This is a genomic window from Bacillus sp. Brlt_9, from assembly GCF_051948935.1.
Taxonomy (GTDB): Bacteria; Bacillota; Bacilli; order Bacillales; family Bacillaceae_G; genus Bacillus_A.
Window position 1 is genome coordinate 153,686 of the sequence record NZ_JAYJLO010000008.1, and the last position, 14,916, is coordinate 168,601.

A 14,916-nucleotide genomic window follows, 5' to 3' on the forward strand; every position below is an offset into this window, starting at 1 on the left:
TATATAGAAAAATATGTTCAGCATGAAAGAATGCGTAGCAACAGAAACTACAAGTACGATTATATATGGAAAGGAGACTATTTATGAAATATAAATGGTTATATATCGGTCTCATTTTTTCAATTATGATGGCACTTGTTCCAGTTTCGGCATTAGCTTATACAAATACTCCACATAACTGGGGAATCCCGCGCCCTAAAAATGAAACAGTACCAGATGCAGGAAAGTTATATACAGATTTACTACAAAAAAATGGTGGGTTTTATTTAGGGGATACAAAGAAAAAAGATATTTATTTAACATTCGATAATGGGTACGAGAATGGATACACAGGGAAAATCTTAGATGTATTAAAAGAGAAAAAAGTACCGGCAACTTTCTTTGTAACGGGGCATTACATTAAAACACAAAAAGATTTATTGTTAAGAATGAAGGATGAAGGACACATTATTGGAAACCATTCGTGGAGTCATCCTGATTTCACAGCGGTAAATGATGAAAAACTTCGTGAAGAATTAACGAGTGTAACGGAAGAAATTAAAAAAGTAACTGGGCAAAAAGAAGTGAAATATGTACGTCCCCCGCGCGGCGTATTTAGTGAAAGAACGTTAGCTCTTACGAAAGAAATGGGCTATTATAATGTATTTTGGTCACTTGCATTTTTGGATTGGAAAGTAGATCAGCAAAGAGGATGGCAATATGCCCATAATAATGTTATGACGATGATTCATCCAGGATCTATTTTATTACTTCATGCAATATCAAAAGATAATGCAGAAGCACTTGCAAAAATCATTGATGATTTGCGCGAGAAAGGGTATGATTTTAAAAGTCTAGATGACTTAGTAAAAAGCAATCAACCGTAAGCATGTATGCTTGCGGTTTTCTCATGCTATAATGATGTGTAAAAAGGATGGGGAAACGTATGTGGAGCGAACATGTTACGTTAGAGTATCCGTATCATTTTGAAGAAGTGTTAAAACGTTTATCTTTTGATCCTCTTAACGTCATTCAATTAGATGAGAAAGTTATTTATGTCCCGCTTTGTATAGATGAGGAACGGATTGTTGTTCGTCTGCAAGGAATTGGTACTGTTCAAAATCCACAGTTTTGGATTTCTAGTCAGACAGGAAATCCAGAGAAAGTCATGAAACGAATGAGGGCCATTTTTCATTGGAATGAACCGTTTCAAGATATACAAAATCATTTTTTAAACACATCATTACGTCCACTATTTGAAACATATGCGTATACTCCAATTATTTTAGAATTTGATTATTTTGCTTGTCTTCTTCGCTGTATCATTCATCAACAAATAAATTTGAAATTTGCTACTGTGTTAACAGAACAGTTTGTGAAACGATATGGAACAGAGAAGAATGGTGTATTCTTTTTCCCAACTCCAGAAAGAGTAGCAAACATTTCAATAGAGGAATTGAGAGAGCAGAAGTTTAGTCAGCGAAAAGCTGAATATATAGTAGGATTAGGTAGAAGTATTGTCAGCGGTACATTAAATTTAGCGAGTATAGAAACCAGGGCGGAAGAAGAGGTTTCGGCACAACTGTTACCAATTAGGGGGATTGGTACATGGACAGTGCAAAATTTTTTAATGTTTGGGCTTGGACGGAAAAATATGTTTCCGAAAGCGGACATTGGGATTCAGCGTGCAGTACAAGGTGTATTTCAATTAGATGATAAACCTGATGATGCATTTTTAGAAAAAGTGAAACAAGAGTGTGAACCATACTGCAGTTATGCAGCGTTATATTTATGGAAAAGTATAGAGTAGAGGTGTAATAATGATACAAAAGCAACATGAGAGTAAGTTGGAAGTTGGTCAAACGTTTCCTGTGACAATTAAACGTCTTGGGATTAACGGAGAAGGCGTTGGTTATTTTAAGAGACAAGTTGTTTTCATTCCAGGGGCATTACCAGGAGAAGAAGTTGTTGCTGAAACAACGAAAATTCAGCGTGGTTTCGCTGAAGCGAAAGTGAAAAAAGTTCGTAAAGCTTCACCACATCGTGTGAAAGCGCCATGTCCAGTATATGAAGAGTGTGGCGGTTGTCAACTGCAACATTTAGATTATAAAGAACAATTAAATCAAAAGCGTGATATCGTTGTACAAGCATTTGAGAAGTATATGAATAACAGTTTGGAAGAGAAAATTCGTCCAACACTTGGTATGGAAAATCCATGGCATTATCGTAATAAGAGTCAATTACAAGTGGGACGTAAAGACGAAAAGGTTATTACAGGGCTGTATAAACAAAACTCACATCAGTTAATTGATATTGCTCATTGTATGATTCAACATAAAGCAACGAATGAAGCGACAAAAGTTGTGAGACGTATATTAGAAAAATTAAATGTTTCTATTTACAATGAGAAAAAACAAAAAGGTTTAGTACGCACAATTGTGACACGTACTGCAGTTCAAACAGGGGAAGTACAGGTTACACTTATTACAACAAAAGAAGAGTTGCCAAATAAAGAACAATTTATTGCAGAAGTACAAAAACAGATGCCAGCTGTTAAATCAATTATGCAAAATGTAAACTGGCGTAAAACATCTGTTATTTTCGGTGATAAAACGTTTAAATTAGCTGGAAAAGAAGTAATTCAAGAAACACTTGGTGATTTATCATTTGAATTATCAGCACGTGCATTCTTCCAGTTGAATCCGGAACAAACGGTTGTTTTATATGATGAAGCGAAAAAAGCAGCAGCTTTAAAAGGTGATGAGAAAATTGTAGATGCGTATTGTGGCGTTGGTACAATCGGTCTTTGGCTTGCGAATGATGCAGCAGAAGTACGTGGTATGGATGTAATTCCAGAAGCAATTGCAGATGCAAGAAAAAATGCGAAGCGTCACGGATTTACAAATACGAAATATGAAGCAGGTAAAGCTGAACAATGGTTACCGAAATGGGTAAAAGAAGGATGGCGTCCAGATGTAATTGTTGTCGATCCACCTCGTACAGGTTGCGATGATAAATTACTGGAAACAATTTTAAAGGTGAAACCGAAACAAGTTGTTTACGTATCTTGTAATCCTTCTTCATTAGCTCGTGATGTACAAGCATTAATGAAGAGTTATGAAGTGGAATATGTGCAACCAGTTGATATGTTCCCGCATACAGCTCATGTAGAAAATGTAGTGAAGCTTGTTAGAAAGTAGAGTTTATTCATATTCCCTCACGATATGAGGGAATATTTTCTATGAAGGAGAATAATATGTACAATTATAAATTAACGATTCAGTACGACGGTGCACGTTTTAAAGGATGGCAACGTCTCGGTAATAATGATAATACGATTCAAGGAAAAATCGAAAGTGTCATATCTGAAATGGTCGGAAAAGAAATTGAAATTATCGGTTGTAGTAGAACAGATGCTGGTGTACATGCTTTGAATCAAGTTGCTAATTTTCAAAGTGATGAGAAGTTAGTGGAACATAAAGTGAAAAAATATTTAAATCAATATTTACCAAATGATATTAGCATTACGAATGTAGAAGAGGTACATGATCGCTTCCATGCTCGTTACAATTCTAAAGCCAAAACATATCTTTATAAAATTTGGAATGAAGAGCATACGAATCCGTTTATGCGTAAATACAGCATGCATGTGAATAAAAAATTAAATGTGAAAAGCATGAAAGAAGCTGCGCAACATTTAGTTGGTTCACATGACTTTACTGCTTTTTCAAATGCGAAATCAAAGAAAAAATCTATGGTTCGAGAAGTATATGCACTTGATGTGATAGAAGAGGCAGGATTTGTACAAATTAGAGTAAGTGGTAACGGATTCCTTCATAACATGGTGCGAAAAATTGTTGGAGCATTAATTGAAGTTGGATTAGGACAATTAGATGCAGAAGCAATTCCGCAAATTTTAGAGTCGAAACAACGTAATCAAATTAATTGCCTTGCTGAGGCGAGTGGTTTGTATTTGGAGAATGTTGAGTTTTAAAAGATACGGATATGAAAAAAAGCACTCATGTGAGTGCTTTTTTTATGCTGATGCAGCCGTTTTATCTTTTCGGAAAATTCCCATTAATCCTCCGATTAGTAATAAAACACCTGGTAATAAGTAAATAACAGAAATACAAATAAATCCGCCAATAGCAGCGATTGTCATCATAATGCCACCTACTTTAGCTTTGCTTTTAACCATAATACATCCAACAATTCCTAAAATAGAAAGAGCTACAGCAGCCCAGCCTAATCCAATAATTTGATTCGCTCCGTCAGCTTCAACCGCGGCTCCGACGCCTCCGATAAATAAAGCGATAAATGCACATAAAATCCCGAATATACCACCGATTAGTCCTAATACAAATTCTGTTGTTCTTTTCATAGTAACCACCTTTTGAAAAATATTTATTAGCTTTTTCATCCAACGCACAATTTGCTAGTTCAAACATAAGTGAAGTTTATATAAACAATCTTCAGAGATGTTGAAATGTCAGATTTAGAACTTACATGATAACAAACCTAATGAATGTTGAATGTCGAAAATTGTCGATTTGATGAAAGAGTATTTATTCTGTATATAATCAATTTTAAATCAAATTTAAAAGTTGGTAGAGGGAATACAAAGAAAAAACACGAGATCGGTAAACGTCTCGTGTTTGAAGATGACAATTAACTTTATCGATTTAAGAAGACTGCCCGTTTTTCATACGTATCTTCAAATTCCAAAAAGCAGCAAGCATAATAGCTGCAAAGGAGCCGCTAATTGTTGCTAGTAGCTTTGCATAAGGAAAGCTACTCATATCACTATTAATGAATAACATTATACATAGAACGGCAGGGAGAAGGTATAAGTAGTGTAATAACTTTAATTTTTTATCATTACTCATATATATAGCCCCTTTCTAGCATGTTATATGTTTATTGTAACATATTTTACCAAGTTATTTTTGCACTTGGAGAAATGTTCATTTCATATGTTTAAATGTAATTTTTTAATTCGATATTGTAAGTTTTGTCTACTCAATCCTAAAAACTTTGCAGCTTGTGAGATATTACCGTGATATTCTTTTAGAATTTGATTGATGTAGTTCTTTTCCATTGCTTCTATTGTGTGCTTTAACGTTTTAGGTGCATCAGTATCGTTATTAGTTAGGGAAGGTTGCAGATTGAATTCTTTTTTTATTTGTTCGCGAAAGCGAGTGGGAAGATGAAACGCTGTAATGATATTTTCATCTTCAACCAAGTTCATTGAACCTTCAATGATATGTTCCAATTCTCGTACGTTTCCGGGCCAATCATATGCATACAAGAATTCTCTTACATGTACATCTATATCTGTTACGCTAAGTCCAAATTGAATATTGTACTTTTCGATAAAGTGCTGAACAAGAGCGGGAATATCTTCTTTCCGTTCGCGTAAAGGCGGGAGACATAAAGTAACGACGCTTAATCGGTAATATAAGTCTTCGCGTAATCGATTGTGTGTAATAGCTTCAAGAGGGTCTTCATTAATAGTTGCTATAATGCGAACGTCAATTCCTTTTTCTTGTGTGCCTCCGACTCTTCGTATTGTTTTTTCTTGTATAGCTCGCAGCAACTTTGCTTGAAGTGCTGGACTCAAAGAATTGATCTCATCTAATAACAAAGTTCCTCCGTTCGCTTCTTCAAATAAACCAGCTTTATCGATAGCTCCTGTAAATGCACCTCGGTTCGTACCAAATAATAGGCTTTCCATGAGTGTATCAGGTATAGCGGCACAGTTTTGTGAAATAAATGGTTTGCCTGAACGCTGACTTTCATTATGGATACTTTGTGCAAATAGTTCTTTACCGGTCCCTGTTTCTCCTACGAGAAGTATGGATGAGGATGTGCGAATGACTCTTTTCGCTTCTGTAATGACGGATTGAATAGCACTAGAATCCCCGATTATATGATCAAAGGTAAACTTGTTATTTGTTTTTCGAGAAAGGCTCGTTTTCATCGTTTGTTTGGAATGGTTAATCTCTGTTGAAATCTCAATAGCGCCTTTAATTTTTCCGTTTTCTATTATAGGAAAAGTATTGTTAATCGTCGTAATTTCTTGTCCTTTATTGTTAAAATACGTTTGTTTTATATTTTTGTTTGTTTTTCCTAATTTTAATGCCTCTATAAGAGTACTATTTTTATTCTCTTCAAATGCGAAGACTTCTAAAGGATTTTTATATAGCACATCTGAGCGTTCCATTGATTCAATTTCCATCATTTTGCGGTTGTAGATAATCGTTTTACTTTCCTCATTAATAATATGAATCCCGATATCGAGCTCATTGAGTAAAGTTTCATATAGCATATTCATTTCAATGATCTGTTTCAAATTAATTTCTTCTGTACGCATAGATTATCTTCTCCTCATTTCACCCTATGAAGACTGACTTTTTATAATTTTATTAAAATTCTTATAAAATCGCAAAATTTTTTTGCTATTTTCCTTTTAAAACTTCTCAAATGATAGAAAAATTTTGCGGTTATGAAGATTTTTTTTTGAGAAACCTTCATTTTAAATAGGAATTGGAGATTGGTACGCATTTTGCATAAATAATAGTTGAAATCTCTAAAGGAGGGATATGCAACGTTTCAGTACCAATTAATAAGAAGGAGGAGTTTATAAAGTGAAGACGGTTATAGAAGGCGTGTATAGTCCTTGTTACGGGAAAGTTGAGAAGTTATTTGTTACGGAAAGTTCTTACGTATACGAATGGGAGAAATTAGCGTTAATTGAAACAATAGATAAACAGAAAGTAGAAATTAAGGTAGGAATCAGTGGATATATCGAGTCATTAGAAGTAGTAGAAGGACAAGCTATTGCTGATAAAAAGTTATTAATAACAGTGAGGGATGATCTTTTAATAACAGGTAGTGATTAATACTATGCATTTTGCTCTTTTTAATAATTATTCTTATTATGAACATTTTTAAAAACGCTTACATGAAATGGGGGGATTTATATGATAGATCAAAACCAAGGGTTAAAAAGAGAATTGAAAAGTAGGCACATATTTATGATTGCACTTGGAGGAGTTATTGGTACCGGTCTTTTTTTAGGATCTGGGTATACAATTCATGAGGCTGGGCCTGGAGGAGCGATTGTAGCGTATCTTGTTGGAGGATTTGTTATGTATTTAACGATGCTCTGTCTTGGAGAGTTAGCTGTTGCGATGCCTGACGCAGGATCTTATCAAACGTATGCTACGAAGCACATTTCCCCTGCAGCAGGTTATGTAGTCGGATGGATGTCGTGGCTAAACTGGTCTGCTACGATAGGTATTGAACTAATTGCAGTTAGTATTTTAATGAAACGATGGTTTCCTGATGTACCGTCATGGATTTGGTGCGTAGTGTTTGCGGTACTGCTTTTTGCTATCAACGCGTTATCCTCAAGAAGTTTTGCAGAAGTTGAATTTTGGTTTGCGAGTATTAAAGTTATTACAATCATTGCATTTATTATTTTGGGCGGGGCAGCAATGTTTGGTTTTCTAGATATGAAAGGAAATGAACCAGCACCGATGTTTTCTAGCTTTACCGAGTATGGTGGATTGTTTCCAAATGGATTATCAGCGATTTTAATAACGATGATCGCAGTTAATTTTTCCTTCCAAGGAACGGAGCTTGTTGGTATTGCAGCTGGAGAGAGTGAAAATCCAGAAAAAACAATCCCAAAGGCAATTAATAATACAGTTTGGCGTATACTGGTGTTCTTTGTATTATCTATTTTCATTCTTGCAGGCTTATTCCCATGGCAACAAGCAGGAGTGATAGAAAGTCCATTCGTAGTTGTATTTGATAAAATTGGTATTCCTTATGCGGCTGATATTATCAATTTCGTTATTATTACAGCAGTACTATCCGTTGCGAATTCAGGATTATATGCAACTTCTCGTATGCTATGGTCTATGTCTAATCAAGGAATGATTAGTCCGATTTTTGGTAAGTTATCTAAAAATGGTGTTCCTATTTATGCATTGATTGTAAGTACGATTGTAGGGTGTCTTTCATTACTATCAGGTATTTATGCGGAAGATACAGTTTATTTATGGCTGCTTTCTATTGCCGGATTTGGGGCGATATTAGTTTGGGCATCTATTGCGCTATCTAACTTATTAGCTAGAAGATCATATGTGAAGCAGGGCGGGGATGTGAAGGACTTGAAATTTAAGACACCGCTGTATCCGTTCGTACCACTGCTAGCGTTAGTATTAAATGTAACAGTAATTGTTGGTATGGCCTTTATTCCAGAACAAAGAATGGCATTGTATTGTGGTATTCCATTTATGATTGTTTGTTTACTGTTTTACCGTGCGACAAGAAATAAGGCACGTAAGGTAGAACATATTGAAAAGACAAAGACAACAGAGATAGAGAGTTTATAATAGTGATTAATTTGGAGACTGTAAAATTGTAAACAGTCTCTTTTTTTGTGACAATAAAGCTGGAAACATACTACGTATGCAAAGGGGAATTAGTGATGAATCAAGAAGTTTCACAGCTATTAGAACAGATTGATTTACGAAAAAATGAGTTACTAGAGCTTACAAAGACTTTAATTTGTTTTGAAACACCAGCACCGCCGGCGAGAAACACAAATGAGGCACAAGAATTTGTTGCAGATTTTCTAAGAAAACGAAACTTTAGTATTGATAAATGGGATGTATATCCGAATGACCCGAATGTTGTTGGGATAAAAAAAGGGATAGAAAGTGACACACATAAAAGTCTTATTATTAATGGACATATGGATGTAGCTGAAGTGTCAGCAGATGAGGCGTGGGAAACGAATCCGTTTGAGCCATTTATAAAAGATGGTTGGTTAGTTGGACGTGGTGCGGCAGATATGAAAGGTGGACTGGCTGGAGCGCTATTTGCTATTCAGCTTTTACAAGAAGCTGGCATTGAATTACCTGGAGATTTAATCTTTCAATCCGTAATTGGGGAAGAAGTTGGAGAGGCAGGTACACTTCAATGCTGCAAAAGAGGTTATGATGCTGATTTTGCAGTCGTAGTGGATACGAGTGATTTGCATATGCAAGGACAGGGCGGCGTAATTACTGGATGGATTACTGTGAAAAGCCCCCAGACGTTTCATGATGCAACACGCAGGCAAATGATCCATGCCGGAGGACGTTTATTCGGGGCGAGTGCAATTGAAAAAATGATGAAAATTGTGCAAAGTTTACAAGAGTTAGAGCGTCATTGGGCAGTTATGAAAACATATGAAGGCTATCCGTCTGGAACAACAACGATTAATCCAGCTGTTATTGAGGGCGGACGGCATGCAGCGTTTATTGCGGATGAGTGCCGCTTATGGATAACGGTGCACTTTTATCCGAATGAAACACATGAACAAATAATAAAAGAAATTGAAGAGTATATTGGGAAAGTAGCGGCTGCTGATCCATGGTTAAGTGAAAATCCACCACAATTTAAGTGGGGCGGAGAATCAATGATTGTGGATCGTGGAGAAATTTTCCCTTCTTTAGAAGTAGATAGTGAACATGCAGCTGTAAAAATGCTTAGCTCAGTACACGAATCAATTATATCTAAAAATGCAATTTTAGATATGTCTGCAACGGTAACGGACGGTGGTTGGTTTAGTGAATTTCATATTCCAGCTGTTATTTACGGACCAGGTACATTAGAAGAAGCTCATTCAATAAATGAGAAAGTTGAAGTAGAACAGTTAATTGAATTTACAAAAGTAATCACAGCATTTATATATGAATGGTGTCATACGAAAAAATAGATTAGTATGTTGAAATCGTATAGGGATGTATACTTGTACGATTTTTTAGTGAACTATTTCAGAGTTGAACAGAAACAACTGAAATAGTTCTTTGTTTTTCTATGTCTTTCGTTTTAGTTCGATTAATTTCTCTTTCGCTAATTCAACAGCAATTGCATCATCTAAATAGCCAATTGGAAAGAGATAATCGGGGATAATGTCTGTTGATAAAATGAAATACAATAATGCGCCTCCGAGAACCGCACGTTCCTCGTTTGAAATAGTCCCATTGCAAAATTGTTGATACATATCTGTTAATTGTTCAATAAAAGGGCCAGCGCTATCAATTTGTTCTAATTTACTCGCGAAACTTTCATGAATACGTTTTTCACCTTCTGTTGTCTGAGCATAGCGTTCATAGTTTTCAAGTTCTTGTTTTACGCGCGTTGTTGTGTAGTCGAAATCGAATAAGTTAGAGGATTGCAGCGTTTGCTGAATTGTATCAAGAGATGTGTACATATCCGTCTTTTCTTTATTAATGTGAGGAGAATCAGGATACATTTCATCAAATAACAATTGGGGTGGAACTTGCAAACATTCTGCAAATTTTTGTAGATGTTTTTGTTTTGGCGGTTGTTTACCATTCATAATTCTTGAGATTGTTGCGGGATCAATATTTGTATGCATTCCTAATTGGCGCATGGATAAGGCACGCTCTTTTAAAAGTTTTTTTATTAATGTACTAAGCCGCTCATTTGGATTTTCTTTAGGCATAGTGAAGGCACTCCTTTTTTATTGTTGAAAAAATGTTGAGCATTTATTACATGTATATGAAACAGACAGGCACAGTTGCTCAACATTTTCATAATATGCATGGAAAAGTGATAAAAAGGGGTGGCTGTTTATGAGTACGGCAGGTCTATTTTCAATTTTTTTAATCGGGATTGCTTCTAATTTAGATAATGCAGGTGTTGGGATTGCATATGGCATTCGTAAAATTCGAATTTCGTGGCTTAACAATTTTATCATCGCATTTTTTGGGTTTTTATTTACTTTATTAGCTGGCTTTTTTGGGAACTGGATAGCGTTATTTATTTCAGAGTTTACTGCAAACCTAATTGGAGCAATCGTTTTAGGTATAATCGGTGTGTTTATTTTGTGCCAGCCTTTCTTGGGGCAACGGAATACTGTAGGTTCTAAAGAAGGTAATGTACTTATAGGCATTTTACGTGATCCAGAAAAAGCAGATTTTGATGGTTCTAAAACGATTAGTTTTTCAGAAGCAATTGTTTTAGGGATTGCGTTGTCTATTAATAATATTGCGGGTGGATTTGATGCTGGGGTAACAAACTTGAATCTGTGGCTTACAGCAACTATTTCTGGGGTGTTTAGTTTTATTTGTATTAGTGGTTTTGCGTATGTAGGAAAACGATTTTTAGCAGAATACTTAGGGAAATGGGCTACTGTTATTGCAGGATTGTTATTAATTCTTATTGGGATTGATCAGTTGTTGTAAGGATAAGAGAAAAAACAAGGTTCGAGTATTTCCTTGGAAATACAGCAAGGGATTGCATATATCGACGTACTTTTCTCCATACTAATACGGATTTCTTTTAAGAAAGGGGGATTTGTATGGGACGCGGGAAAGCATTTGATCATAAGAAAAAAGGGCATGATCACCAACCACCTAAAGGTGCGTTCATTCATAAAGATGTAAATGAACATACTTTGGAAGAGGAAGAGCTACCAGTAAATATTGAAGCGTATAAAAATAGTTTGAAAAAACATTAAAAGCACCTACATAGGTGCTTTTTTTAACGTATATCTTCAATTAATTGTTCCGATTCTTCATGCATACTGTACTCACTTAATACTTGGATACAAAGCCACTTTAATTCTTCAATCGTATGTTCAAGTTCTTCAGGAAGTACATGATGAATGTCTTCAAGTCCCATTCCGAAATGAATAAGTTCAAGTACTTGATCATCGATGTTCCGATCCATTAGCAGTTCAAGTACTTCTAAATTGAATATGTATCGGTGAGCTTCATCGAGTGAAACCACTTTTAACTTCAAGCTTTCTACAATACTCAATATAAAAAGAAGAATTGTTTTTTCAAGAACAGGCTTTTTTTCCATCTGAAATATTAGTTTCATCCTTCACACCTCCACATATAGCGCTAGGTTGTACTATACTATTCAGGGTGGGGGAGCAAATATGCATAATATAGAGAAACTTTCAGTACGGTTTTTGTATGGGGGGGTAGCTGATAAAGTTAAGGTTTTTATGGAATAAAAAAAACCTGCTAGTATAGCAGGATAACTCTCAATTAAAAAATACTCCAACCTTCTTGAGCAGAAAGAAGTTCAAGGATTTTAAAACCAGCGATACTATTTCCGTTTGCATCTAGAGCTGGTCCGAAAATACCAATTCCCATTTCTCCTTTTACGCAGCCGAAAATACCACCAGCTACACCACTTTTTGCAGGGATACCAACGCGAATCGCAAATTCGCCAGACTCGTTATACATACCGCATGTAACCATAAATGTTTTACAAATTTTTGTAATATGTTTAGGGATAATTTGTTTTTTCTTATATGGATCATAGCCATCCATTGCAAAAATTAAGCCGATACGTGCTAAATCGATACAGTTTACTTCAACTGCACATTGACGAGTGTATAAATCCATAAGTTCTTCGATGTCACAATCGATAATTCCGTTTTGTTTCATATAGTAGCAAAGTGAACGGTTTAAGTAAGCTGTCTCTAATTCTGAATTGGCAACTTTAGAAGAATAATTAATAGTAGGATTATCTGTTATTTCACGTACGAAATGAAGGATACGCTCCATTTTTTCTTCATTATCTTTTCCTGCTAACATGCTTGTAATAGCTAGTGCTCCTGCATTAATCATTGGATTAAGTGGTTTAGAAGGACTTGTCGTTTCTAACTTAATAATAGAATTAAATGGATCGCCAGTTGGCTCCATTCCAACTTTAGAAAATACATATTCTTCACCACGATCTAAAAGGGCAAGTGCAAGTGTAATTACTTTTGAAATACTTTGAAGAGTAAATAGTGTTTGTGAGTTGCCAGCATGGATGTATTCTGTTTCTTTATGGAAAATGGCAATCCCTAAATCATCTGGATTTGCATTTCCTAGTTCGGGGATATAAGTAGCAAGCTTTCCTTTTTTCGTATATGGTTTTACTTGTTCTAACAACTGTTGTAAGTTGTTTGTTTCAATGCACTGCATAGTACCAACGCTCCTATTTCGAATTAACTAAGTTTACTTTTCCCGATATGCTCGGAAATAAATAATAACATGAAAAAGTGGAATGATAAAACGAAAGTTACATGTTCTATAGCAGGTCTTTCGTTTCGAGTATTCTCTAGTGAAAAAGGAGAATTTTCCTTTTATATAACAGTTTGGAAATAGGAGATTTATCCATAAAAAATTCAAAAATAAAAACTACACATCTATACAACTATATGTTATTATGGTTATGTAAATAGAAAGCGTTTTCTAAGGCGTACTTATAATGATAACGATTTCATAAATTTGATAGGGGGAATTAAAATGTTGCAGTTTCTACAACGTATTGGTAAAGCGTTAATGCTTCCAATCGCCGTACTACCAGCAGCAGGATTATTGCTTCGTTTAGGACAAGAAGACGTATTTAACATTCCTGTTATGGCACAGGCCGGTGCAGCAATTTTTGATAATTTAGCACTTATTTTTGCAATTGGTGTTGCAATCGGTTTGTCTGTTGACGGTAGTGGAGCAGCTGGACTTGCCGGAGCAATCGGATATCTTGTTTTACAAAATACAACGAATGCTCTAAGTAAGACATATTCAGCAGCAGAGTTAAATGATAAATTAAAAAGTGTTCAAGATTTAGTCGGTTCAGTAGACCCAACTAAATTAGCAGATACAATGACAAAGGTTTCAAAAGCAGCGGCGTTAACGCCGAAAATTAATATGGCCATACTCGGTGGTATTATTGCAGGGGTTGTTGCAGGGTTACTATACAACAAATTCCATAAGATTAAACTACCAGAATGGTTAGGATTCTTTGCAGGAAAACGTTTTGTACCAATCATTACTTCAATCGTAATGCTTCTTTTAGGATTAGTATTTGGTCAAATTTGGCCAACGATTCAAAGTGGTATTGATGCAGTAGCACATGGTATCGTGAACTTAGGTTCAATTGGTGCTGGTTTATTCGGATTATTAAACCGTTTATTAATTCCAATCGGTTTACACCACGTAATGAACACATACTTCTGGTTCGTACTTGGTGACTTTACAAATGCAGCTGGCGACATCGTTCATGGTGATATTGCACGCTTCTTTGCAAAAGACCCATCAGCAGGTATGTTCATGACTGGTTTCTTCCCAATCATGATGTTTGGTTTACCAGCAGCATGTTTTGCAATGATTGCAGCTGCTAAACCAGAAAAACGTAAAATGGTTACAGGTATGTTAGGTGGTCTAGCATTAACTTCATTCTTAACTGGTATTACAGAACCAATTGAATTCTCATTCATGTTCTTATCACCAGTCTTATATGGAATTCATGCTGTATTAACAGGTCTGTCTCTATTCATTACAACAACACTTGGCATTCACGATGGTTTCTCATTTAGTGCCGGGGCAATCGATTACTTCTTAAACTTCGGTATTGCAACAAAACCATTGTTACTAGCAGGAATCGGTTTAATTTATGCAGCAATTTACTTTGTAGTATTCTACTTCTTAATTAAGAAGTTCGATCTAAAAACTCCTGGTCGTGAAGACGAAGAGGAGCTAGCTGAGGGTGAAGAAGCTCCAGTTGCAGGTTCAATTGGTGAAACTTACGTATTAGCTTTAGGTGGAAAAGAAAACTTAACAGTTATTGATAACTGTGCAACACGTCTACGCTTACAAGTGAAAGATGCTGGTCAAGTAAACGAAGCAGCATTAAAACGTGCTGGTGCAAAAGGTGTTATGAAATTAAGTAACACGAGTGTCCAAGTTATCGTAGGTACAAATGTTGAATCTGTTGCCGATGATATGAAAAAACACGTATAAATAATGAGATAAGAGGATATCCAAAAAGATTGATAACATCAATTTTTAGGGGATATCCTCTTTTTTATATTAAAATTTTAACAGCAATCTTACTTTTATAAATTTT

Annotated in this window: 17 protein-coding genes; 11 read left to right on the forward strand and 6 right to left on the reverse strand. The window is 35.5% G+C overall.

The window, feature by feature from the left end:
- Positions 1 to 83: 83 nt before the first annotated feature.
- Genes pdaA through truA form a run of 4 tightly spaced genes read left to right on the forward strand, consistent with a single transcriptional unit; the run spans position 84 to position 3,973 of the window.
- Complete coding sequence (gene pdaA / locus VF726_RS25105; RefSeq protein ID WP_440172885.1) at positions 84 to 866, forward strand: delta-lactam-biosynthetic de-N-acetylase; 783 nt, start codon at positions 84 to 86, stop codon at positions 864 to 866.
- A gap of 59 nt (positions 867 to 925) precedes the next feature.
- A complete protein-coding gene (locus tag VF726_RS25110; protein ID WP_440172886.1) occupies positions 926 to 1,789 on the forward strand; it encodes a DNA-3-methyladenine glycosylase family protein in 864 nt (287 codons plus the stop codon).
- A gap of 10 nt (positions 1,790 to 1,799) precedes the next feature.
- Positions 1,800 to 3,179, forward strand: coding sequence for a 23S rRNA (uracil(1939)-C(5))-methyltransferase RlmD (gene rlmD / locus VF726_RS25115; RefSeq protein WP_440172887.1), 1,380 nt, complete (start codon positions 1,800 to 1,802; stop codon positions 3,177 to 3,179).
- A 56-nt stretch (positions 3,180 to 3,235) separates the two neighbouring features.
- Positions 3,236 to 3,973: a tRNA pseudouridine(38-40) synthase TruA gene (gene truA / locus VF726_RS25120; RefSeq protein ID WP_440172888.1), complete on the forward strand. Its 738-nt coding sequence runs from the start codon at positions 3,236 to 3,238 to the stop codon at positions 3,971 to 3,973.
- A 42-nt stretch (positions 3,974 to 4,015) separates the two neighbouring features.
- Here the strand turns inward: truA and VF726_RS25125 are convergent, their stop codons facing one another.
- The 3 genes from VF726_RS25125 to VF726_RS25135 form a co-directional block, all read right to left on the reverse strand.
- Positions 4,016 to 4,360: a DUF4064 domain-containing protein gene (locus VF726_RS25125; protein WP_440172889.1), complete on the reverse strand. Its 345-nt coding sequence runs from the start codon at positions 4,358 to 4,360 to the stop codon at positions 4,016 to 4,018.
- Positions 4,361 to 4,661: 301 nt separating this feature from the next.
- Positions 4,662 to 4,865, reverse strand: a complete 204-nt coding sequence (locus tag VF726_RS25130; protein WP_440172890.1) for a hypothetical protein — start codon at positions 4,863 to 4,865, stop codon at positions 4,662 to 4,664.
- A gap of 83 nt (positions 4,866 to 4,948) precedes the next feature.
- The gene (locus VF726_RS25135) at positions 4,949 to 6,352 is read right to left on the reverse strand and encodes a sigma-54 interaction domain-containing protein (protein ID WP_440172891.1); all 1,404 of its coding nucleotides are present in this window, start codon (positions 6,350 to 6,352) and stop codon (positions 4,949 to 4,951) included.
- Between the two features lie 274 nt (positions 6,353 to 6,626).
- Between VF726_RS25135 and VF726_RS25140 the strand changes: the two genes are divergently transcribed.
- The 3 genes from VF726_RS25140 to VF726_RS25150 all read left to right on the forward strand — a co-directional run bounded on the left by VF726_RS25140 (position 6,627) and on the right by VF726_RS25150 (position 9,754).
- Positions 6,627 to 6,881, forward strand: coding sequence for a biotin/lipoyl-containing protein (locus VF726_RS25140; RefSeq protein WP_000859492.1), 255 nt, complete (start codon positions 6,627 to 6,629; stop codon positions 6,879 to 6,881).
- Positions 6,882 to 6,962: 81 nt separating this feature from the next.
- The gene (locus tag VF726_RS25145; RefSeq protein ID WP_440172892.1) at positions 6,963 to 8,384 is read left to right on the forward strand and encodes an amino acid permease; all 1,422 of its coding nucleotides are present in this window, start codon (positions 6,963 to 6,965) and stop codon (positions 8,382 to 8,384) included.
- Between the two features lie 95 nt (positions 8,385 to 8,479).
- Entirely contained in the window at positions 8,480 to 9,754 is a 1,275-nt protein-coding gene (locus VF726_RS25150) for an acetylornithine deacetylase (protein ID WP_440172893.1), read from the forward strand.
- Between the two features lie 99 nt (positions 9,755 to 9,853).
- Here the strand turns inward: VF726_RS25150 and VF726_RS25155 are convergent, their stop codons facing one another.
- The gene (locus VF726_RS25155) at positions 9,854 to 10,507 is read right to left on the reverse strand and encodes a DUF1232 domain-containing protein (RefSeq protein WP_440172894.1); all 654 of its coding nucleotides are present in this window, start codon (positions 10,505 to 10,507) and stop codon (positions 9,854 to 9,856) included.
- Between the two features lie 130 nt (positions 10,508 to 10,637).
- Here VF726_RS25155 and VF726_RS25160 point away from each other — a divergent pair, with 130 nt between their 5' ends.
- Both VF726_RS25160 and VF726_RS25165 read left to right on the forward strand, forming a co-directional pair.
- A complete protein-coding gene (locus VF726_RS25160; protein WP_440172895.1) occupies positions 10,638 to 11,249 on the forward strand; it encodes a manganese efflux pump in 612 nt (203 codons plus the stop codon).
- A 116-nt stretch (positions 11,250 to 11,365) separates the two neighbouring features.
- Positions 11,366 to 11,524, forward strand: coding sequence for a hypothetical protein (locus tag VF726_RS25165; RefSeq protein WP_000532409.1), 159 nt, complete (start codon positions 11,366 to 11,368; stop codon positions 11,522 to 11,524).
- 23 nt (positions 11,525 to 11,547) lie between these two features.
- Here VF726_RS25165 and VF726_RS25170 read toward each other — a convergent pair whose 3' ends face one another.
- Both VF726_RS25170 and glsA read right to left on the reverse strand, forming a co-directional pair.
- Positions 11,548 to 11,889 (reverse strand): DUF3969 family protein, encoded by a 342-nt coding sequence (locus tag VF726_RS25170; RefSeq protein ID WP_440172896.1) that lies wholly within the window; start codon positions 11,887 to 11,889, stop codon positions 11,548 to 11,550.
- Positions 11,890 to 12,062: 173 nt separating this feature from the next.
- Entirely contained in the window at positions 12,063 to 12,992 is a 930-nt protein-coding gene (gene glsA / locus VF726_RS25175; protein WP_001149853.1) for a glutaminase A, read from the reverse strand.
- A 69-nt stretch (positions 12,993 to 13,061) separates the two neighbouring features.
- Here glsA and VF726_RS25180 point away from each other — a divergent pair, with 69 nt between their 5' ends.
- Both VF726_RS25180 and nagE read left to right on the forward strand, forming a co-directional pair.
- Positions 13,062 to 13,175: a transcriptional regulator gene (locus tag VF726_RS25180; RefSeq protein ID WP_347878480.1), complete on the forward strand. Its 114-nt coding sequence runs from the start codon at positions 13,062 to 13,064 to the stop codon at positions 13,173 to 13,175.
- A gap of 141 nt (positions 13,176 to 13,316) precedes the next feature.
- Entirely contained in the window at positions 13,317 to 14,810 is a 1,494-nt protein-coding gene (gene nagE / locus VF726_RS25185; RefSeq protein ID WP_227585545.1) for an N-acetylglucosamine-specific PTS transporter subunit IIBC, read from the forward strand.
- Positions 14,811 to 14,916: the final 106 nt, after the last annotated feature.

Bases quoted from the DNA above. Each gene is read 5' to 3' on its own strand.
- VF726_RS25180 (WP_347878480.1), top strand. From the start codon at position 13,062: ATGAAAAAGTGGAATGATAAAACGAAAGTTACATGTTCTATAGCAGGT.
- VF726_RS25110 (WP_440172886.1), top strand. From the start codon at position 926: ATGTGGAGCGAACATGTTACGTTAGAGTATCCGTATCATTTTGAAGAA.
- VF726_RS25160 (WP_440172895.1), top strand. From the start codon at position 10,638: ATGAGTACGGCAGGTCTATTTTCAATTTTTTTAATCGGGATTGCTTCT.
- nagE (WP_227585545.1), top strand. From the start codon at position 13,317: ATGTTGCAGTTTCTACAACGTATTGGTAAAGCGTTAATGCTTCCAATC.
- glsA (WP_001149853.1), bottom strand. From the start codon at position 12,992: ATGCAGTGCATTGAAACAAACAACTTACAACAGTTGTTAGAACAAGTA.
- VF726_RS25170 (WP_440172896.1), bottom strand. From the start codon at position 11,889: ATGAAACTAATATTTCAGATGGAAAAAAAGCCTGTTCTTGAAAAAACA.
- VF726_RS25125 (WP_440172889.1), bottom strand. From the start codon at position 4,360: ATGAAAAGAACAACAGAATTTGTATTAGGACTAATCGGTGGTATATTC.
- VF726_RS25145 (WP_440172892.1), top strand. From the start codon at position 6,963: ATGATAGATCAAAACCAAGGGTTAAAAAGAGAATTGAAAAGTAGGCAC.
- VF726_RS25165 (WP_000532409.1), top strand. From the start codon at position 11,366: ATGGGACGCGGGAAAGCATTTGATCATAAGAAAAAAGGGCATGATCAC.
- truA (WP_440172888.1), top strand. From the start codon at position 3,236: ATGTACAATTATAAATTAACGATTCAGTACGACGGTGCACGTTTTAAA.
- VF726_RS25130 (WP_440172890.1), bottom strand. From the start codon at position 4,865: ATGAGTAATGATAAAAAATTAAAGTTATTACACTACTTATACCTTCTC.
- rlmD (WP_440172887.1), top strand. From the start codon at position 1,800: ATGATACAAAAGCAACATGAGAGTAAGTTGGAAGTTGGTCAAACGTTT.
- VF726_RS25150 (WP_440172893.1), top strand. From the start codon at position 8,480: ATGAATCAAGAAGTTTCACAGCTATTAGAACAGATTGATTTACGAAAA.
- VF726_RS25135 (WP_440172891.1), bottom strand. From the start codon at position 6,352: ATGCGTACAGAAGAAATTAATTTGAAACAGATCATTGAAATGAATATG.
- VF726_RS25155 (WP_440172894.1), bottom strand. From the start codon at position 10,507: ATGCCTAAAGAAAATCCAAATGAGCGGCTTAGTACATTAATAAAAAAA.
- pdaA (WP_440172885.1), top strand. From the start codon at position 84: ATGAAATATAAATGGTTATATATCGGTCTCATTTTTTCAATTATGATG.